The organism is Rhodococcus jostii NBRC 16295, from assembly GCF_001894825.1.
Taxonomy (GTDB): domain Bacteria; phylum Actinomycetota; class Actinomycetes; order Mycobacteriales; family Mycobacteriaceae; genus Rhodococcus_F; species Rhodococcus_F jostii.
This window is the reverse complement of sequence record NZ_BCWY01000018.1, coordinates 34,361-52,527: the sequence shown is the minus strand read 5'-3', so window position 1 is coordinate 52,527 and position 18,167 is coordinate 34,361. Positions and strand designations below refer to the sequence as shown.

Here is an 18,167-nt window from a genome sequence, read left to right as displayed (position 1 = left end):
CATGCTCCGATCGATGTCCCGGTTATGCGTTCGCGCGGATCTGACCTCGCGCCACCATCGCGGCACGCACTCTCGACTGGGCGATACGACGAGCGGCATCGTGTGGCAGGGCGCCGTGCGCCGCGACCTCGTCGAGGACCTCGCTGGTATTGGCCCGGAGGCGCTGGGAGACGAGGTCGAGTACGGCCTTTCCTTCCGGACGGAACGGGGAGTAGCGGGCCTCCATGGCGACACCGGCCGCCACGATTCCTCCGGCGTTGGCGACGAAATCCGGAACGACCAGTACGTCGTTGCGCGCAAACACCTTCAGCGCCTGCGGGCTGGCAGGCAGGTTGGCACCTTCGACGACCAACCTGGCCTTGACCTCGCGGGCGGCCTGTTCGTCGATGACGTCCTGCAAGGCGGCAGGGACCAGGACGTCGCAGTCCACGAAGATCTCACGCCCTGCGGGCAGGACGGTCGCACCCGGATAGTGCTCGACCAGGTGATCACCGAAATCGGCTTTCAGCTTCAGCAGCAGAGCAACATCGAGGCCATTCGGGTCGTGAAGGGCGCCCGCTGACGTCGACACGGCCACGATCGTGGATCCGAACGCGGCGAAGCGTTCTGCCGCGGCGGAACCCACAGCGCCGAAGCCTTGGATGGAGATCCGTGCGGTGCCGAGGTCGATGCCCCGCCGTTCCGCGGCGACCTGAGCGGACTCGGCGACGCCGAAGCCGGTCACGCCGAGCTGATCGTACGGAACACCGCCGAGTTCGTGCGGGCTGCCGACCGCCGCGCCACGGTCGCCGAGTTCGTCCTGGAAGATGGCCGCGTCGTTCTCGGTGAGTCCCATGTCGAGCCCGAGGACGTACTCGCGTGGTACTTCGTTGGACAGCTTGCGGGCAAAGGCCCGGAGGATCTCCTCCTTGTTCGCTGCATTCGGATCACCGGCGATTCCCGCTTTCGCTCCGCCGTGGAACATGTCGACACCCGCCCATTTCCACGTCATCACCCGTGCGAGGCGTGCGATCTCGCCGACGGTGACGGTAGGGCTCATCCGCGTTCCGCCCTTCCCGATTCCCCGGGCCGTGTTGTCGATGACGAGCACGCCTTTCATGCCCGAGCGGCGGTCGGAAACGACCACCACCTTCTCGGGACCCCAGTCGTCGATCTCAGAGAGTAGGTCGGTCATGATCGGTGTGCTCCTGTGCTGCGTAGTGTTTGACCGTCGACCGGTTCCGGCCGACGGCGATATCGTGGACATCTGTTCTCGACTCGAAGGATGACGCGACATGCTCAACCCAGTTCATCTGCGGACACTCGAAGTGGTGACCGAGACCGGATCGTTCGCGGCGGCGGCTCGCGAGCTCGGATACACGGCCTCGGCGGTGTCGCAGCAAATGGAAGCGCTCGAAAGAGCTTCCGGTATGCGTCTTTTCGATCGTGAGGCGCGTGGGGTCAAGATCACCGAGATGGCGAGAATGCTGACCGAACGCGCTCGGGGCGTTCTGGCCGAGCTCTACGAACTCGACGCCGACGTGCGGGGAATCGCCACCGGGCGTACCGGTCGGCTCCGCGTCGGATGCTTCCCGACCGCGGGTGCACGTATTCTGCCGACGGCGTTGTCGAACTTGCGGGAGACTCATCCGGCAGTTGAGGTGTCTCTCAGGATCGGCGAGCCGAAGGATACCGTGCCCATGGTCGAATCCGGCGAACTCGACATCGCGTTCACCTACGAGTACGCGGCGCTGCAGCAGCGATGGTCCGATGCAGTGGTCGAAAAGCCGTTGATCGTAGAGGATCTGGTATTCCTGAGCCCCTCCGATGAGGGAATCCGTGAGGCGACGGATATCGAGCGTGCCAGCACGTTGCAGTGGATCTCGAGCGGCGCCGGCACAGCCGGTGAGCTGACGATGTACCGAATCTGTGCGGATATGGGATTCGTCCCCGAGCTCAACCTCAGAACCGAATACTACGATCTCGTCACGGAATTCGTCGGTGCCGGACTCGGAGTGGCGATCGTCCCCGCATTGGGAATCCTCGACCACCCGACTGTGTCCATCGTGCCGCTGCACTCGCCCTGGGCGCGCCGCACGGTCGCGTTGGTTCACCGTCGGAACCCCAGCAACCCGCTGATACCGGTGGTCGTGGACTCCTTCGTGGAAACGGTGACCACGCACGATTGGGGTCGGTACGTCACCGTGGCGGCGCTCTGAACGTCTCGAACTATCCACCGTGATCCCTTTCCCGTAGCCTGCGCGTGGTCACCGATGCGTCAACCATGCACGACCGGGCGGACGACTGAAAGTGCTGGAGCGACCGACCTGGTGACCCTCAGGGCAAGTTCTGCTTAATGATGAAAATAGCTGGTCCAGGGCTTGCCTGCTGACTTCGGGGCCCGCCGGGGTGCCCGTGACCCCAGTATTCGTCATGGTGACGGTCACGGCCCGGCGCGAGGAACAGTCGACCTTACGGTGAGACATCGAGACTCTGATCCTGTGACTCTTGCCCGCTGATCGGCGCCACAGGATGATCTAGGAATGGCCGAACAGATCGACGACTATTTCACCTCCGTGGTGTCGGAGCTGGTGCCCGGTGAACGCCGCCCCGGACGGCGCCCGGACGACCCGATCCAGCTGCCGTCGCCGTTGTCGGTGCAGGGCGCCCTGGACCTCTTCGACGCCCAGGTCGGCAGCAGGCATCTCGATCTGGCGGCCCGCTGGTTGCGGTCGCGGGGGAAGGGTTTCTACACGATCGGCTCCTCGGGGCACGAGGGCAACGCGGCGGTCGCGGCCGCGCTGCGACCTACCGATCCCGCTCTGCTGCACTACCGTTCCGGTGGTTTCTTCCTGGCGCGGGCGCAGCAGGTGGACGGCAGTGATCCGGTGCGCGACGTCCTCCTCGGGCTCGTGGCGGCGACGGAGGAGCCGATATCGGGTGGCCGTCACAAGGTGTTCGGTCGCCACGACCTCAACATCATTCCCCAAACCTCCACCATCGCTTCGCATCTCCCACGGGCTGTCGGTGTCGCCTTCTCGATCGCCCGTTCGGAGAAGTTGCACGTCGACTCGGCTTGGCCGGCCGACGCGGTCGCCGTGTGCAGCTTCGGGGACGCGTCCGCGAACCACTCCACCGCCGTCGGTGCGATCAACACCGCGGTGCACGCCGCCTACCAGGCGTTGCCGTTGCCGCTGCTGCTGGTGTGCGAGGACAACGGGATCGGGATCAGCACCAAGACACCGAAGGGCTGGATCGCCGCGAACTTCGGTGACCGGGCGGGACTCGAGTACTTCGAGGCGGACGGCTCCGATCTGCCGGCCGCGTACGCGACGGCGAAGCATGCCGCCGACTGGGTCCGCAGGCACCGAAAGCCCGCGTTCCTGCACCTGCGCACGGTCCGATTGATGGGTCATGCCGGATCGGACGTCGAGTCCGCGTATCGGACGTCCGCCGAGATCGTCGCCGACTTCGACCGCGACCCGCTGCTGTGCACCGCGAAACTGCTCGTCGCCGGCGGGCACCTCACCCCGCAGGAGGTGCTCGACCGGTACGAGAACACGCGCGCCGAGGTCCTCGAACTGGCCGAGCAGGTCAGCGGATTACCTCAGCTGGACAGTCCCGCAGCGGTGATGAAGCCCCTCACCGACAGCACCGAGGAGGCCGCCGCGGCCGCGCCGGAGCGCGTCGATCCGGCCCGTCGTGCGCAGGTGATCGGATCCCCGCTCCCGGAGCAGGAGGGCAGGCTGACCCTCGGTCTCGCAATCAACCGGGCACTGCTCGACGTGCTCGCCCGATACCCCGAGGCGCTGGTGTTCGGTGAGGACGTCGCCCGCAAGGGCGGGGTGTACGGCGTGACCCGGGGTCTGATGAAGAAGGCCGGGTCGGCGCGCGTGTTCGACACGCTCCTCGACGAGCAGGCGATCCTGGGACTCGCGCTGGGAGCGGGGGTGTCGGGCCTGCTGCCCATCCCGGAGATCCAGTACCTGGCGTATCTGCACAATGCCGCCGACCAGATCCGAGGGGAAGGCGCGACGTTGCAGTTCTTCTCCGACCGCCAGTACCGCAATCCGATGGTGGTGCGGGTCGCCGGATACGGGTATCAGAAGGGGTTCGGCGGGCATTTCCACAACGACAACGCCGTCGCCGCACTGCGCGACCTCCCCGGCATCGTCGTCGCGTCGCCCGCGCGTCCCGACGATGCCGCGGCCATGATGCTCACGTGCGCCGCGGCGGCGCGCACCGCGGGTGCGCTGTGCGTGTATCTCGAGCCGATTGCGTTGTACCACACCAGAGATCTCTACGAGGACGGCGACGAACAGTGGCTGTCGCCATATCCGGATCCGGCGCGGCTTCCGTCGAACCACGTGCCGATCGGGTCGGCACGCACCTACGGTGAGGGAACCGATCTGACCATCGTCACGTTCGGCAACGGCGTGCGGATGAGTCTGCGCGTCGCGCGCCGGTTGGAAGAGGCGCACATCGCTGTACGAGTGGTGGACATGCGGTGGCTCGCACCGCTACCCGTGCGGGACGTCCTGCGTGAAGCGAAGGCCACCGGCAGGGTTCTCGTCGTCGACGAGACCCGCAGATCCGGCGGTGTCTCCGAAGGTGTCGTCGCCGCACTGGTCGACGAGGGTTTTTCCGGATCCGTCGCGCGCGTGACCAGCGACGACAGCTTCATCCCGCTCGGCGACGCCGCGCTCGAGGTCCTGCTTTCCGAGGACACCATCGAGGCGGCGGCGATCAAACTCGTGGGCCGCTAGTACCGCATCCCTCGCGCTTCGGTATGACGGCAACGTCAACCCGTATCCCCCGCAGCATTGCCAACGCGTGCCCCGGTCCGGCATGTTCGATCTGCACTTCACTACTCCGGCGGACAGGACCAGATCATGAGTGGCGATCACCCGACTCACATCGTCGTGATGGGCGTGACCGGCTGTGGAAAGACGACGGTCGGCCGGAAGCTTTCGGAACTGTTGTCCGCGACGTTCCTCGATGCCGACGATCTGCATCCGCCGGCGAACATCGAGAAGATGTCGGCCGGCAAGCCGTTGACCGACGAGGATCGTGAACCGTGGCTGGAAGCTGTGCGGGACTGGCTGCAGACGCAATCCGCGGACGAACGGAATGCCGTGATTGCGTGTTCCGCTCTGAAACGCAGATATCGGGAGATCATTCGCGGAGTGAGCACACCGGTACTGTTCGTTCACCTGGACGGTTCGCGTGTAGTAATCGGACACCGGTTGGCGGAGCGGGGCGGACACTTCATGCCGCCGTCGCTGCTCGACTCGCAGTTCGCCGCGCTGGAACCGCTCGCTGCCGACGAAGCAGGGATGGTGCTGTCCATCGATCCGACACCCGAGGACATCGTCCGAGTCGTCGCAGACTTCCTCGACGAAGAACGAAAGGTTGCACAGTGAGTGCGCATCAGAGCTTCGACGTCGAGGGCAAGGTTGCTCTCGTCACCGGGTCGAGTCGGGGAATCGGATTCGCCCTCGCCCACGGCCTTGCCGAGGCGGGTGCGGAGGTCGTGCTCAACGGCCGCGACGTCGAGGCACTCGACCGCAGCCGGGACGAGATCGTGAACACCACCGGCGCGACAGTTCACACCTGCGCATTCGACGTGACCGCGCCCGAGGAGGTCGCCGCCGCGGCGCTGCGGGTCGAGAACGAGATCGGTCCCGTCGAGATCGTCGTGAACAACACCGGCGTGCAACACCGCAGCCCGCTGCTGGAGTTCGGCGACGACGATTTCCGGCGGGTGCTCGAGACCAATCTGACCAGTGCGTTCTACGTGGGCCGCGAGTTCGCGCGAGCGATGGTCGATCGCGGGCACGGGAAGATCGTCAACATCTGCTCCGTCCAAAGTGAACTCGGCCGGACGGGCATCGCCCCGTATGCCGCGAGCAAGGGCGGTCTGAAGATGCTCACACGTGGAATGTGCGCCGACTGGGCGCCATTGGGGCTACAGGCCAACGCCATCGCACCCGGCTACTTCGACACGCAGCTGACCGAAGCGCTCGTGAACGATGCCGAATTCAGTGCGTGGCTCACGAAGCGCACCCCGGCCGGACGGTGGGGGCGTACCGACGAACTCGTAGGCGCCCTCCTTTTCCTCGCCTCGCCTGCGTCGGATTTCGTCAACGGCCAGATACTCTACGTCGACGGCGGACTGACCGCCGTAGTCTGACCCATTCACCACCATCGAAAGTGCCTGATGCCGAACACCGCAACGCCCCGCATCCACCTCGGACCGAACCCTGACGCGGCCCTGACACGGGGAATCGAGAGGGGCGGCGGAACTCTCGTTCCGTTGGACGACGCGGAGGCCGTCGTGTGGGCGCAGGGGCCGGACACGTTCCCCGGGCAGCTCCCGGACTCCGTGCGCTGGGTGCAGTTGCCCTCTGCCGGGGTGGAGCCGTGGATCTCCGCGGGAATCGTCGACTCCGACCGGGTATGGACATCTGCTGCAGGGGCTTACGCGGGCAACGTCGCGGAACACGCACTCCTGCTGCTCCTGGCCGGCGTCCGTTCCCTGCCCGGGCAGGTGCGCGCGACGTCGTGGCGCAAGACCGAATTCGACCCGCAGGTGGGCACGCTGCGTGGTGCGACGGTCGCGATCGTCGGCTGCGGCGGCATCGGTCGCGCGATGATCCCGCTCCTCACCGCGTTCGGGGCGCGCACTCTCGCCGTGACCCGGTCGGGAACCCCGGTCCCGGGTGCAGTCGAGACGCTGCCTTCCGATCGGACAACGGAAATCTGGTCCAGAGCAGACCATTTCGTCATCGCCGCGCCGGCGACGGCGGCGACCGCTCACATTGTCGACGAGGGCGCGCTCGCGCAGATGAGATCGACGGCGTGGATCGTCAACGTGGCCCGTGGTTCGCTGATCGACACCGCGGGGCTCGTCGACGCGCTGCGGGCGGGGTCGATCGGCGGGGCCGCACTCGACGTCGCCGATCCCGAACCCCTTCCCGACGGACATCCGCTCTGGACCCTGCCGAACGCCATCATCACGCCGCACGTCGCGAATCCCGCGACCGGACTGACGCGGCTGCTTGCCGATCACGTCGCGTCCAACGTCGAACGCTTCGCTGCCGGAGCGCCTTTGATGGCGCCGATCGACCCGAGCCGGGGTTACTGAAGGCCTCGTTCGGCTTCCGAACTGGTTCTGATGTAGTTGGCGACGACACTGCGCAACACCTCGCGTACCGCCTCGGCAGGTCCCGAGAGCGGCTGATTGGCGGGTGTTCCGAGGGAGACCTGGACTTCGATCGACGGTTCGATTCGGCGAAGTTCCAGGTTCTCCACGTTCATGATCCGGCGGGCAACCGAGAACGGTAGTACCGTCGCGCCCAGACCGTTTCGGACCGCCTGAGCCATCAGGGTCACCGATTCCACCTCGCCGACCACCCGCGCATGCTCGAAGGCATGCTCGTAGGCCTGCTCCACCACCTTGCGGATGGTGTGCATCGGGCCGGGCAACAGCAGCGGGAGGTCCGCGAGGTCCTTGATGGCCACGGCGGTCCCGGTGTCCCCGGGCAGACCGGTGCCTGCCGGGGCGACCACCATCAGCTCCTCGGTGAGGAGACGCTCGAAGTTGACCCCCTTGATCGGGCCCGTGTCGTACAGCAGTGCCATGTCCATCCGGCCCGTCATCATGGCTTCGCTCAGCACTCCGCCGAAATTCTCGTTGATGTGCAGAAGGATGCTGGGGTATCGCGACCGCACGGCGGTGAGCAGCGGCAACGCGATGGAGCTGACGGTGCTGTATGGCGCGAGGCCGACGGAGACCCCGCCCGCGAGTTCGCGGCCGACGACGCTCACCTCGGCTTGAGCGCTCTCCACCTGCCGCAGGATTACCTGCGCGTGCCGGTACAGCGCGCGACCCGCATCGGTGGGCTCCACTCCCTGCTTGCTCCGGATCAGCAACTGCTGGCCGAAGTGGGTCTCGAGCGCCGTCATCTGCTGGCTCAGTGCCGGCTGGGCGATGTGCAGTATGTCTGCCGCCCGCGTGATGCTTCCGGCATCGACTATGCGGACGAATGAGAACAAGCGTCGGGTATCCACGAGCGATCTACCTTTCTGACGATGCGGCGGCTCGAGCACGCGACGGTTTCGGCAAGATTGCCGAGCGGAAACGCCGCTGTAGCAAAGTGCATGTGCCAATTCTCGAGTCTGTGCATCGCCGCTGTTCAAACACCATAGACGTTCGTTATCGCCTCACGTAAAACAGGTATTAACCGCCCGAACCGGATTCTGCGTAGCGTCCGTACACATCGAAAGTTCACCGGAACTGCCCCCGCGGTTCCATTGCAGGCCCTCATGGGAGGCACTGTGACTACCAAGATCGATCTCGTCGCCGACCTCGGCGAGAGTTTCGGCGCATGGACGATGGGCGAGGACGACGCGCTGCTCGACGTCGTCACATCCGCCAACATCGCGTGCGGCTTCCATGCCGGTGACCCCAGGACAATGGACGCCACAGTCCGAGGATGCGTCGCTCGCGGAATCGGCATCGGCGCGCACCCCAGCTTTCCCGACCTGGCGGGGTTCGGCCGGCGCGCGATGGACCTGACCGCCGACGAGGTGCGCACGGACGTTCTGTACCAACTCGGCGCACTGCACGCCTTCGCGACTTCGCGCGGCACGACGCTCTCGCATATCGCACCGCACGGTCGGTTGGGAAATCTCGTCGCGACGCGCCCGGACTACGCACGCGCCGTCGTCGATGCTGTGGAAGCGTTCGACCCGCGGCTGATCGTGCTCGCGCAGGACGGTGAACTCGCCGACCAGGCCCGTGATCGTGGGATTCGCGTCGCCATCGTCGCCATCGTGGACCGCGCGTACCGCTCGGACGGCACCCTGGTGCCGCGGTCCGAGCCCGGTGCCGTGATTCATGACCGGGACACTCTGGTGACGCGCACGGTGCAGATGGTGGCCGAGGGCGTCGTCGAGGCCGTCGACGGCACACGCATCCCGATCCAGGCCGACACCGTGCTGCTGCATGGCGACAATTCCGACGCCGTACGCAACGCGAGAGCGATTCGTGAGGCACTCATCGGTGCGGGTGTCGTCCTCGCCCCGCTGACGGAAGTTCTCGCGGCGAGGGCCGAGAGGGAGTCCGCATCATGTCCGGGGTGACGGGCGCACAGGTGCAGGCGGAGTTCGTCATCTCGGATTGCGGAGACTCCGCGGTGCGTCTCACGTCGCTCGCGCCGGATGTCGAGGACCGCTGGCGGGTGGTCCACGCCGTCGCCGCCGCACTCGACGCGCGTGGCGACGCGGCCGCGATCACCGGCGCCATCCCCACCTACGACGCACTGCTGATCGAATTCGATTGTGGTGTAACCACTCACAACGCCATCAGGGAACTCGTCGAACGTCTGATCGTGCTTCCCGCCGAACCCGCGACGCGGAGCCCTCGGCAGGTCGAGGTTCCGGTCGTCTACGGCGGCGACTTCGGACCGGACCTCGACGACGTGGCAGCACACCTCGGACTGTCGCCGGCCGAGGTGATTCGGGTGCACGGTTCGAGCCCACTGACCATGCGATGCTTCGGATCCCCGGGAGGGGCCCCGATGCTGGACGGTCCCGCGTTCCCTCAGCCCGTCCCGCGCCGCACGGTTCCGCGTCCGCACGTACCGGCCGGGGCCGTCGCCGTCGCGGGACGGCAGGCAGTCATCTCGGCGCGTCCCGCTCCGGGCGGCTGGCCGGTGATCGGTCGAACACCGCTGACCATGGTCGATCTCGCGACGGAGTCGCTGTCCGACTTCCGGCCCGGAGACACGTTCCGCTTCTTCCCGATCACCGAAGCCGCGTGGTCGACGTACGAGGGGGCGCGTCGTGGCTGAATCGATCACCGTCACCACCCCCGGGCTCACGTCGATCCAGGATCTCGGCCGGCCCCGAGCCGGTCGGTTCGGGCAGATGACCGGGGGCGCCTCCGATCAGTACAGCGCCGACGTAGCGAACGCACTGGTCGGGAGCCATCGCACCGCGCCTCTGCTCGAATTGGTCGCGATGGACTTCGGCGCCGTCGCCAGCATCGACCTGCTCGTTGCCGTGACCGGTGCGCCGGCGGACGTGGAAGTCGGGGGTGTAACCCGTCCCCAGTGGGAGCCGTTCGTGTGGACCGCGGGCGAAGAACTCACCGTCCGCGGAATCCGCGACGGACTCCGCGTCTACCTCGCCGTCCACGGCTCACTGTCCGCGTCCTACCTGCTCGGCAGTTGCGCCCCCGACTCGGTTCTCGGCTTCGGCCGGCAGCTGACGGTCGGCGAGTCCGTCGCCATCGACGTCGACGGACCGCCGATCGACCACCCGCACTTCCGGTTTCCGCTGTTCCGGCTCGGCGCACGGCCCGCGTCCTTCTCCGGGAGTTGGTCGATCGACGTCACGGACGGTCCCGATGTGCACGAGTTCGGTGCCACCGCCGACCGGTTGTTCGAATCCTCGTTCGTCATCGGCGACAACACGAACCACATCGGTCTCCGCCTCACGACGACCGATCCGGAGAGCACCGTTCCCCGGCGCGACCGATCGACGGAAGTGCTCTCCCGCGGTGTTCCGATCGGTGCGGTCGAGGTACCCGCCGGTGACGAGATCCTCGTTCTGCATCGCGGACGAGGAGTGACGGCCGGCTACCCGGTGCTGGCGGTCGTGACCGCCACCGCTCTGTCCCAGCTCGGCCAGGCACGCCCCGGCCAGGAGGTGCGGTTCCGGAAGGTGAGCGTCCCCGTCGCCGTGGACGCGTACCGGACACAACGCCGCTCCATCCAGCTCCTGCGCTCGCGCGTGGCGAACGTATTCGCCAGTCTTCGCATTCCGCTTCACACAGAAACGACATCCGCCCAGCACACCTCTGCATCCCAGATGGAGTCAGTATGACCAACGCGATCTCACCCGACACGGCCGGGCACACGGCCGACCACGAGGTGCAACCCCGACAGATACGTAAGGTCGTCCTGGCCGGGTGCGTCGGCATCTTCGTCGAGCTCTACGACAACGGCATCTTCGCGTTCATGGCGACTGCTCTGGCCATCGTGTTCTTCGACGTGTCCAAGTCGAGCGACGCGTTGATGCTCGTCTTCGCCGGTTACGCGATCTCGTTCTTCGTCCGACCGCTCGGCGCCGTCGTCTGCGGCATCCTCGGAGACCGGATCGGCCGCCAGAAGATGCTCGTCTTCGTGATTATGCTGATCAGCATCGCCACCGCCGGAATCGGTGTTCTCCCGACCTATGCGGCGATCGGCGTCGCCGCACCGGCGCTGTTGATCCTCCTGCGCATCCTGCAGGGATTCTCCGTGGGCGGTGAGGCGGCGGGAGCCATGACCTTCCTCGCGGAGCACGCACCGGAGGGCAAGCGCGGACTCATCACGAGCTACGCACAGATCGCGTCCTTCCTGGCCCTGCTCACGGGCACCCTGGTCGCGTTCGCGATGTCACCGTGGCTCAACCAGGCTGCGATCGACGGCGGTGGGCCGGCCAGCTGGGCCTGGCGAGTCCCGTTCCTCGTCGCGATCCCGATGGGCATCATCGGGTGGTACATCCGGCGGGCCATCAGCGACACCCCGAACTTCGAGAAGCTCAAGGCCGAAGGCGGACTGTCCCGCAACCCGCTGAAGGAAGCCTTCGCGACTCCCGAGCACCGCAAGGCGATGCTGCTCGCGCTGTTCATTCCGCTGATGAACGGTTCCGGCTACTACGTGCTCTTCTCCTACATGCCGACGTTCCTCAAGGGCGACAAGATCGGCTTCTCGACCGGCACCGCCCTGCTCGTGACCGCGGCGAGTCTGGTGGCGATCTCCGTCGCCATCCCGTTCATGGGTGCTCTCTCCGACCGCGTCGGCCGCAAGAAGGTCATCGCCGGCGCGGCGATCGCCATGGCCATCGGTGCCGTCCCCTGTTACGCCCTGATCGCGACCGGCAACTTCGTGCTCGCGGTGCTCGGCGCCTGCATCATGGCGGTGATCTTCGCCGGTCACACCGCCGTCATCCACATCCTCATCGTGGAACTCTTCCCCACCCGGGTCCGCTACTCGGCGTACGGGCTGGGCTACAACATCTCCTCGGCGGTCTTCGGTGGCACGGCGCCCCTGCTCATGACCTGGCTGATTCCCCAGTTCGGAATCTACGTTCCCGCGGTCTACGCCGTCGTCACCGCAGTCGGAACGCTCATCGCCGTCAGCACCGTCACCGACCGGGCACACGTGCCGCTCCGCGACACGCTCTGACGGATCCAGACTCGGCCCGGTGGTCTCCTGACCATTCGAAGACCACCGGGCTGTACCAACTTTCACCACCAGCAAGGCAAGGGAGCGTCATGCCATTCAACGACTACCGGACCGCATTCGTCACCGGCGCCAACACCGGAATGGGCGCCGCGGTCACCGAGATCCTGACCAAGCGGGGACTCACCGTCTACGGCGTCGCCCGCAACAAGGAACGGCTCGACGAGGTGGCGGACAAGACGGGAATGATCCCGCTCGCCGTCGACATCACCGACATCGACGCGTTGGCCGCGGCGGTCGACGGCCTCGACATCGACGTCCTGATCAACAACGCCGGAGTCTCCGCGACGGGCAACATCCTCGATGCCTCCGCGGACTCGGTCGACGCCATGGTCGACGTCAATCTGCGTGCGGTCCTGCACCTGTGCCGGCTGCTGATGCCGGGGATGGTCGAACGGGACCTCGGCCACATCGTGAACATCAGCTCCATCGCGGGCCTGTACAACTTCTACGGCCACACCGCCTACCACGCCACGAAGGCTGCGGTGCACCAGATCTCGCGACAACTCCGCAACGACACCATCGGCAAACGCATACGCGTGACCGAGATCTGCCCGGGCCGAGTCGAGACCGAGATCTTCGGACGCAACCTCGGTGGATCGCCGGAGGCGATGAAGGAGGCGTGGGAGACGTATTACGAAGGCTTCGAATCCATCACGACGAAGGACATCGCCGACACGATCGAATTCGCGATCGACGCCCCGCGCCATGTGAATCTCGGATTGATCGAGATCATGCCCACCTTCCAGGTTCCGGGTGGGCTCGACTTCATCCGGCGCAACGATTGAGGCCCGCTGTGAACACTCCAGACCACGACCCCGGCGCGGCCCTTCCTGCCGAGACTCTCGGGGTGGTGGCGCACGCCGCCGGCGACCTGCGCATCGAGTCGGTGCCTCTCCGCAGGCCCGCGTCGTCCGAGGCGGTCGTCGAGATCGCGTACGGCGGGATCTGTGGATCCGACCTGCACTACTGGACGCACGGGGCGGCGGGCGAGTCGATTCTGAAGGCACCCATGCTGCTGGGCCACGAAGTAGTGGGCACAGTGGTGCAGGCCGCCGCGGACGGCAGCGGCCCCGCAGCGGGTGAACCTGTCGCCGTGCATCCCGCCACCCCCGGCGGCCGATCCGCCCGGTTCCCCGCGGATCGCCCGAATCTCTCGCCGGGGTGCACGTACCTCGGCAGTGCAGCGCAATTCCCCCACACCGAAGGGGCATTCGCGAAGTACGCGGTTCTGCCCTCGCGCATGCTGCGGCGGCTGCCACCGGACCTTCCACTGCGCACCGCGGCCGTCGCGGAACCTGCCGCGGTCGCATGGCACGCCGTGGCTCGCGCGGGTGACGTCGACGGCAAGAGTGCCCTCGTCGTGGGGTGCGGACCCATCGGTGCCCTGGTGGTCGCAGTCCTGCGTCGGGCGGGTGCACGCGAGATCACCGCGGTCGACGTGCACGAGTATCCGCGGGCGGTCGCACGGGCGCTCGGCGCGGACAAGACAGTGGACGCCAACGATTCCGAGAGCATCGCGGCCGTCGACGCCGACATCGTCGTCGAGTGTTCCGGCAACCGCTTCGGGCTCGAATCGGCCATCCGAGGTGCGACACGCGGCGGCAGGGTGGTCCTGCTCGGTCTGCTTCCCACCGGACTGCAGCCCGCACCGCTGTCGCTCGTCATCACACGGGAGCTCGAGCTGGTCGGGTCCTTCCGATTCAACGACGAGATCGATTCGGTGCTCACCGCTTTGGCGGACGGCAGCCTGAACGTCGATCCGGTGATCAGTCACGAGTACGGCATCGAGGACGGCCTCGAAGCCTTCTCCGTCGCCAAGGATGCGTCCGCGTCCGCGAAGGTGTTGCTGGCGTTCTGAATCCAGCCATGCCGAACAGCTATCACACGACAAGCAATCGGTCTTGTACAGGTGGGGTACCCGCCCGATAGCCTGGGTATGAAGGTACCGCCCGACTTGCCGGCCTCTTTCGTTCCCATGCCCTCTACCAGGAGGAACAATGTCCACCTTCGTTCCAGCAGCACGAGTCGACCAGATGCGTGAATCGCCGAGTGTGGCAGCTGCGCAACGGGTTCGCGAGCTCCGGGCGTCGGGTCGGGAGATCCTCGACCTGACGGTCGGAGAGCCCGATTTCGACACACCGGACCACATCAAGGCGGCGGCCGTCGCGGCGATGGAATCCGGCCTCACCAAGTACACCCCCGTCAACGGCATTCCCGCACTGCGGGACGCGATCGCGAAGCGAATGCTCGACCGGACGGGCGTCGAGTTCGCGGACAACGAGATTACCGTCGGAGGAGGCGCCAAGCAGGTCATCTTCCTGGCGCTGATGGCGACGGTGGAGGAGGGCACCGAGGTCATCGTGCCCTCGCCGTACTGGGTGTCCTACCCCGACATGGTGACCGTCCACGGCGGAACGCCCGTCGTCGTCGACTGCCCGGAGTCCGACCGGTTCCTGCTCACGGCCGACAAACTCGCCGCCGCGATCACTCCCGCAACGAAGTGGGTGATCCTCAACGCGCCGTCCAACCCGACCGGCGCCGTGTACAGCGAGCGGGAACTGACGGAACTGGCAACGGTCCTCGACCGGAACCCACACGTGAACGTCCTCTGTGACGAAATCTACGACGAGATCGTATACACCGGCACACCCGTTCCGAACCTGCTGTCCTCCGCGCCGCACCTGCGCGACCGGATCCTGGTGACCAACGGAGTGTCGAAGGCCTACGCGATGACCGGATGGCGCCTGGGGTACGGGGTCGGGAACAAGGGGCTGATCGCCGCGATCAACAAGCTGCAGTCGCAGAGTTCCTCCTGCCCGTCGTCGATCAGCCAGGGCGCAGCCGCCGAGGCACTGACCGGGGATCAGAGTTTCGTCACCACGTCCGTCGCGAGCTATCGCGCCCGGCGGGACATCACCTTCGAATTGTTCTCCGGCATAGACGGTCTGCAACCGGTGCTCCCTCAGGGCGCCTTCTACCTGTTCATCGGATGCGCGGGGCTCGTCGGCAAGCGCACTCCTGACGGGACGCTCCTCGCGAACGACCAGGACGTGGTGCTGTTCCTCCTCGATCACGCGTCGGTGGCCACGATTCAGGGGTCCGCATACGGCGCCGAGTCCTATTTCCGAGTCTCGTTCGCCACGTCCGAGGACGTGCTGAGAAATGCCGCGGCCGCCGTCGAGAAGGCCGTGGCGTCACTCTCCTGATCCCCACCCATTCCACGAAATACGGAGACACACAATGGTTCACGTCACCACTAAGATCGACCGTGCCGACAAGGCCGCCATCGACCGGCTGGGCGCCTTCTCGGCCGCCACCATTCACGAGGCCCAGGGCCGCAAGGGTGCACTCGATTCGGGAATCAAGCCCATCGACCGCGACATGTCTTTCTGCGGGTCCGTGTTCACGGTCGTCTGCCATCCGCGCGACAACATCATGCTGCAGGTCGCCATCAGCTACGCGCAACCCGGCGACGTCCTCGTCGTGTCCTCCGGGGATCAGCCCGCAGGACAGTTCGGCGACGTGCTGGCCAATGCCTGCGTGGCGCGAGGCATCACCGCACTGGTCACGGACGGCGGGGTGCGGGACACCCGGGAGATCCGCGAACTCGGGTTTCCCGTCTTCTCCAAGCACGTGTGCATCGAGGGGACGGTGAAGGAATCGCTCGGGCCGGTCAACCAGCCGTTGGTGTTCGGCGGCCAGATCATCTACCCCGGCGACGTGATCAAGGGGGACTGTGACGGGGTGGTCGTGATCCGCCGCGACGAGGTCCAGTACGCCATCGACGCTTCCCGTGAGCGCGACGCTGCCGAAGCCGCGTACATCGAGCGGTACAGGAAGGGTGAAACCCCGATTCAGGTCAGCAACCTTGCTCAGGTGCTCGAGACCAAGGGCCTCACCGTCGACCAGTGAGTCGGCCGCTCCCTGCCGCAGATGTCGATCGCAGTTCCAGACGAAGGCGTAGGTCATGACTGTTCACGAGTTGGCTCTACCGGTTTCGGCACCGGATCGCGTTACCCCGGGGGCGTTGGCCCACCGCGCCGCGCTGTCGCAGTTGCGTGACGCGACGGACATCCTCGGTCTCGACGACGGCATGTATCGGCTGCTGGCCACACCCCGGCGTTCGCTGACGGTGTCGGTTCCTCTTCGCCGCGAAAGTGGAAGGGTCGAGGTCTATTCCGGCTACCGGGTGCAGCACAACCTCACCCGCGGACCGGGCAAGGGCGGCGTTCGTTTCCACCCGGACAGCGACATCGACGAGGTGACCGCGCTCGCGATGTGGATGACGTGGAAGTGCGCGCTGCTCGGGCTGCCGTACGGGGGAGCCAAGGGCGGCATCGCCATCGATCCGCGGGGGCTGACCCGTTCGGAGAAGGAACGGCTGACCCGCCGCTACACGCAGGAGATCCTCCCGTTCATCGGCCCCGACAAGGACATTCCCGCACCCGACGTCAACACGGACGAATCCACCATGGCCTGGATGATGGACACTTACTCCGTGAATGCGGGCTACTCCGTCCACGGAGCGACGACCGGGAAGCCGCTCACCGTCGGCGGGTCGAACGGCCGCGCCGGCGCCACCTCCCGCGGGGTCGTGCTCGCGGCACTCGACGCGATGCGGCACAGCAACATCGATCCGGTGGGACGCACGGTCGCGGTGCAGGGGTTCGGCAAGGTCGGCGCCGGGGCCGCACGGTTCTTCGCCGACGAGGGCTGCCGCGTGGTGGCGGTGTCCGACATCAGTGGAGGGTGCTACCAGTCCGGTGGACTCGACATCGCGAAGCTCGAGGCATGGGCCGCGGCGGGCGAGACCCTCGCGTCCTACCCGCACGCCGACCGCGTCACCAACCGGGAACTCCTGAGCCTCGACGTCGATGTGCTGGTTCCCGCAGCGATGGACGGCGTCCTCACCGCAGACAACGCCGCCGATGTCCGCGCCCGCATGATCGTCGAAGGGGCCAACGGACCGACATCACCCGAGGCCGACGCCGTCTTCCAGAGCAACGGCGTCACCGTGGTCCCCGACATCCTCGCGAACGCCGGCGGGGTGGTCGTGTCCTACCTCGAATGGGTCCAGAACCTGCAGGCATTCTCGTGGACCGGCGCCGAGGTGGACCGCAAGCTCTGCGTGTTCATGCAGAACGCCTCGCGCAGCGTGTGGGCCCTGGCGTCGGAGAAGTCTCTGACCCTGCGGCGCGCTGCCCACGTCATCGGTGTCGGGCAGGTCGCGGAGGCGCACGAGGCGCGAGGACTGTTTCCCTGACGGTCGTCCCGCGTCGAGGCTAAGCCGTGAACACCTGATCCGAAGTTTCTGCGCGGAGATGATGCTCGTCGTCGCCGGGTGTGTCCGAATGTCCGGTCAGCTCGTCGAGAAGGATGTATCCCCCGTAGCCGAGGCCGGCGACGGCGAGGACAGCGGCGTACAGCCGGTCGAGCATCAGTTTCTCCGTATCGTTTCGGAAACCCCCGAGCCGGCCAAGTATGCCGCGGCACGGACGCCGGGGGCCCTACCCGTTCGGGTAGGTTTCCGGTCAGTATTCGACTGACCATACGGTTGGAAACCCGGCGAGTTCGGCTATTTGACGGCAATGACGTCGACGGGCCGAATGTCGGGGTCCTTGGCGAGCAGTTCGGGGCCGACCTTCCCGAGTGCTGCGGGGATGGCGCCGGTCAGGTGCGCCTGCCGGCCGTCCTCGTTCTCGAACGTATCGAAGATGCCGTACGTGGTGTCGCTGATCTTGAACGCGTACCAGGTGACGGTGCCGTTCTCTTCCGCCGCCAGTGCGCGTCCCTGTTCCAGGAACGCCGCCAGTTCTTCGCCCTTTCCCGGCTTGGCCTCGAGCAGTGCCAGTAGTCCTCTGTCGATCGCCATGATGTCTCCTCGTGGTC

Annotated in this window: 18 protein-coding genes; 14 read left to right on the top strand and 4 right to left on the bottom strand. The window is 66.4% G+C overall.

Annotated features, from left to right (window positions below; translation table 11 throughout):
- Positions 1 to 22: 22 nt before the first annotated feature.
- Positions 23 to 1,174, bottom strand: coding sequence for a Glu/Leu/Phe/Val family dehydrogenase (locus RJ1_RS14370; protein ID WP_073360894.1), 1,152 nt, complete (start codon positions 1,172 to 1,174; stop codon positions 23 to 25).
- Positions 1,175 to 1,274: 100 nt separating this feature from the next.
- On the opposite strand from RJ1_RS14370, the gene RJ1_RS14365 reads away from it, so the two are divergent.
- The 5 genes from RJ1_RS14365 to RJ1_RS14345 all read left to right on the top strand — a co-directional run bounded on the left by RJ1_RS14365 (position 1,275) and on the right by RJ1_RS14345 (position 7,126).
- Positions 1,275 to 2,198 (top strand): LysR family transcriptional regulator, encoded by a 924-nt coding sequence (locus tag RJ1_RS14365; protein WP_073360892.1) that lies wholly within the window; start codon positions 1,275 to 1,277, stop codon positions 2,196 to 2,198.
- 324 nt (positions 2,199 to 2,522) lie between these two features.
- Positions 2,523 to 4,745 (top strand): thiamine pyrophosphate-dependent enzyme, encoded by a 2,223-nt coding sequence (locus RJ1_RS14360; protein WP_073360891.1) that lies wholly within the window; start codon positions 2,523 to 2,525, stop codon positions 4,743 to 4,745.
- A 126-nt stretch (positions 4,746 to 4,871) separates the two neighbouring features.
- Positions 4,872 to 5,402 (top strand): gluconokinase, encoded by a 531-nt coding sequence (locus RJ1_RS14355; protein ID WP_073360889.1) that lies wholly within the window; start codon positions 4,872 to 4,874, stop codon positions 5,400 to 5,402.
- Positions 5,399 to 6,172 carry an SDR family oxidoreductase gene (locus tag RJ1_RS14350; RefSeq protein WP_073360888.1) on the top strand — a complete coding sequence of 258 codons (774 nt, stop codon included), beginning with the start codon at positions 5,399 to 5,401 and terminating at the stop codon, positions 6,170 to 6,172. The genes RJ1_RS14355 and RJ1_RS14350 overlap by 4 nt, the downstream gene beginning before the upstream one ends.
- Before the next feature lie 27 nt (positions 6,173 to 6,199).
- Entirely contained in the window at positions 6,200 to 7,126 is a 927-nt protein-coding gene (locus RJ1_RS14345) for a D-isomer specific 2-hydroxyacid dehydrogenase family protein (protein ID WP_073360886.1), read from the top strand.
- On the opposite strand, the gene nac is transcribed toward RJ1_RS14345, so the two are convergent.
- On the bottom strand, positions 7,120 to 8,037 hold the full coding sequence (nac, locus tag RJ1_RS14340) for a nitrogen assimilation transcriptional regulator NAC (RefSeq protein WP_073360885.1): 918 nt from the start codon (positions 8,035 to 8,037) through the stop codon (positions 7,120 to 7,122). The two genes, RJ1_RS14345 and nac, sit on opposite strands and share 7 nt — an antisense overlap.
- Positions 8,038 to 8,307: 270 nt before the next feature.
- Here nac and RJ1_RS14335 point away from each other — a divergent pair, with 270 nt between their 5' ends.
- From RJ1_RS14335 to RJ1_RS14295, 9 genes are all read left to right on the top strand, one after another.
- Entirely contained in the window at positions 8,308 to 9,126 is an 819-nt protein-coding gene (locus RJ1_RS14335; RefSeq protein ID WP_073360960.1) for a LamB/YcsF family protein, read from the top strand.
- Complete coding sequence (locus tag RJ1_RS14330; RefSeq protein WP_073360884.1) at positions 9,114 to 9,836, top strand: 5-oxoprolinase subunit B family protein; 723 nt, start codon at positions 9,114 to 9,116, stop codon at positions 9,834 to 9,836. The genes RJ1_RS14335 and RJ1_RS14330 overlap by 13 nt, the downstream gene beginning before the upstream one ends.
- On the top strand, positions 9,829 to 10,872 hold the full coding sequence (locus tag RJ1_RS14325) for a 5-oxoprolinase subunit C family protein (protein WP_073360882.1): 1,044 nt from the start codon (positions 9,829 to 9,831) through the stop codon (positions 10,870 to 10,872). Before RJ1_RS14330 ends, RJ1_RS14325 begins: the two co-directional genes overlap by 8 nt.
- Positions 10,869 to 12,218, top strand: coding sequence for an MFS transporter (locus RJ1_RS14320; protein WP_073360881.1), 1,350 nt, complete (start codon positions 10,869 to 10,871; stop codon positions 12,216 to 12,218). Before RJ1_RS14325 ends, RJ1_RS14320 begins: the two co-directional genes overlap by 4 nt.
- 89 nt (positions 12,219 to 12,307) lie before the next feature.
- Complete coding sequence (locus RJ1_RS14315) at positions 12,308 to 13,063, top strand: SDR family oxidoreductase (protein WP_073360879.1); 756 nt, start codon at positions 12,308 to 12,310, stop codon at positions 13,061 to 13,063.
- Positions 13,064 to 13,071: 8 nt separating this feature from the next.
- Positions 13,072 to 14,136, top strand: a complete 1,065-nt coding sequence (locus RJ1_RS14310) for an L-idonate 5-dehydrogenase (RefSeq protein ID WP_073360877.1) — start codon at positions 13,072 to 13,074, stop codon at positions 14,134 to 14,136.
- A 139-nt stretch (positions 14,137 to 14,275) separates the two neighbouring features.
- Positions 14,276 to 15,484, top strand: a complete 1,209-nt coding sequence (locus tag RJ1_RS14305) for an aspartate transaminase (RefSeq protein WP_073360876.1) — start codon at positions 14,276 to 14,278, stop codon at positions 15,482 to 15,484.
- A 34-nt stretch (positions 15,485 to 15,518) separates the two neighbouring features.
- Entirely contained in the window at positions 15,519 to 16,190 is a 672-nt protein-coding gene (locus tag RJ1_RS14300; RefSeq protein WP_073360874.1) for a 4-carboxy-4-hydroxy-2-oxoadipate aldolase/oxaloacetate decarboxylase, read from the top strand.
- 55 nt (positions 16,191 to 16,245) lie between these two features.
- Positions 16,246 to 17,541, top strand: a complete 1,296-nt coding sequence (locus RJ1_RS14295; protein ID WP_083400602.1) for a Glu/Leu/Phe/Val family dehydrogenase — start codon at positions 16,246 to 16,248, stop codon at positions 17,539 to 17,541.
- 19 nt (positions 17,542 to 17,560) lie between these two features.
- Here the strand turns inward: RJ1_RS14295 and RJ1_RS46740 are convergent, their stop codons facing one another.
- Entirely contained in the window at positions 17,561 to 17,716 is a 156-nt protein-coding gene (locus RJ1_RS46740) for a hypothetical protein (protein ID WP_162850353.1), read from the bottom strand.
- A 137-nt stretch (positions 17,717 to 17,853) separates the two neighbouring features.
- Positions 17,854 to 18,150, bottom strand: coding sequence for a putative quinol monooxygenase (locus tag RJ1_RS14290; RefSeq protein ID WP_073360871.1), 297 nt, complete (start codon positions 18,148 to 18,150; stop codon positions 17,854 to 17,856).
- Between the last annotated feature and the right edge of the window lie 17 nt (positions 18,151 to 18,167).

Bases quoted from the DNA above. Each gene is read 5' to 3' on its own strand.
- RJ1_RS14370 (WP_073360894.1), bottom strand. From the start codon at position 1,174: ATGACCGACCTACTCTCTGAGATCGACGACTGGGGTCCCGAGAAGGTG.
- RJ1_RS14365 (WP_073360892.1), top strand. From the start codon at position 1,275: ATGCTCAACCCAGTTCATCTGCGGACACTCGAAGTGGTGACCGAGACC.
- RJ1_RS14360 (WP_073360891.1), top strand. From the start codon at position 2,523: ATGGCCGAACAGATCGACGACTATTTCACCTCCGTGGTGTCGGAGCTG.
- RJ1_RS14355 (WP_073360889.1), top strand. From the start codon at position 4,872: ATGAGTGGCGATCACCCGACTCACATCGTCGTGATGGGCGTGACCGGC.
- RJ1_RS14345 (WP_073360886.1), top strand. From the start codon at position 6,200: ATGCCGAACACCGCAACGCCCCGCATCCACCTCGGACCGAACCCTGAC.
- RJ1_RS14335 (WP_073360960.1), top strand. From the start codon at position 8,308: ATGGGAGGCACTGTGACTACCAAGATCGATCTCGTCGCCGACCTCGGC.
- RJ1_RS14330 (WP_073360884.1), top strand. From the start codon at position 9,114: ATGTCCGGGGTGACGGGCGCACAGGTGCAGGCGGAGTTCGTCATCTCG.
- RJ1_RS14320 (WP_073360881.1), top strand. From the start codon at position 10,869: ATGACCAACGCGATCTCACCCGACACGGCCGGGCACACGGCCGACCAC.
- RJ1_RS14315 (WP_073360879.1), top strand. From the start codon at position 12,308: ATGCCATTCAACGACTACCGGACCGCATTCGTCACCGGCGCCAACACC.
- RJ1_RS14305 (WP_073360876.1), top strand. From the start codon at position 14,276: ATGTCCACCTTCGTTCCAGCAGCACGAGTCGACCAGATGCGTGAATCG.
- RJ1_RS14300 (WP_073360874.1), top strand. From the start codon at position 15,519: ATGGTTCACGTCACCACTAAGATCGACCGTGCCGACAAGGCCGCCATC.
- RJ1_RS14295 (WP_083400602.1), top strand. From the start codon at position 16,246: ATGACTGTTCACGAGTTGGCTCTACCGGTTTCGGCACCGGATCGCGTT.
- RJ1_RS46740 (WP_162850353.1), bottom strand. From the start codon at position 17,716: ATGCTCGACCGGCTGTACGCCGCTGTCCTCGCCGTCGCCGGCCTCGGC.
- RJ1_RS14290 (WP_073360871.1), bottom strand. From the start codon at position 18,150: ATGGCGATCGACAGAGGACTACTGGCACTGCTCGAGGCCAAGCCGGGA.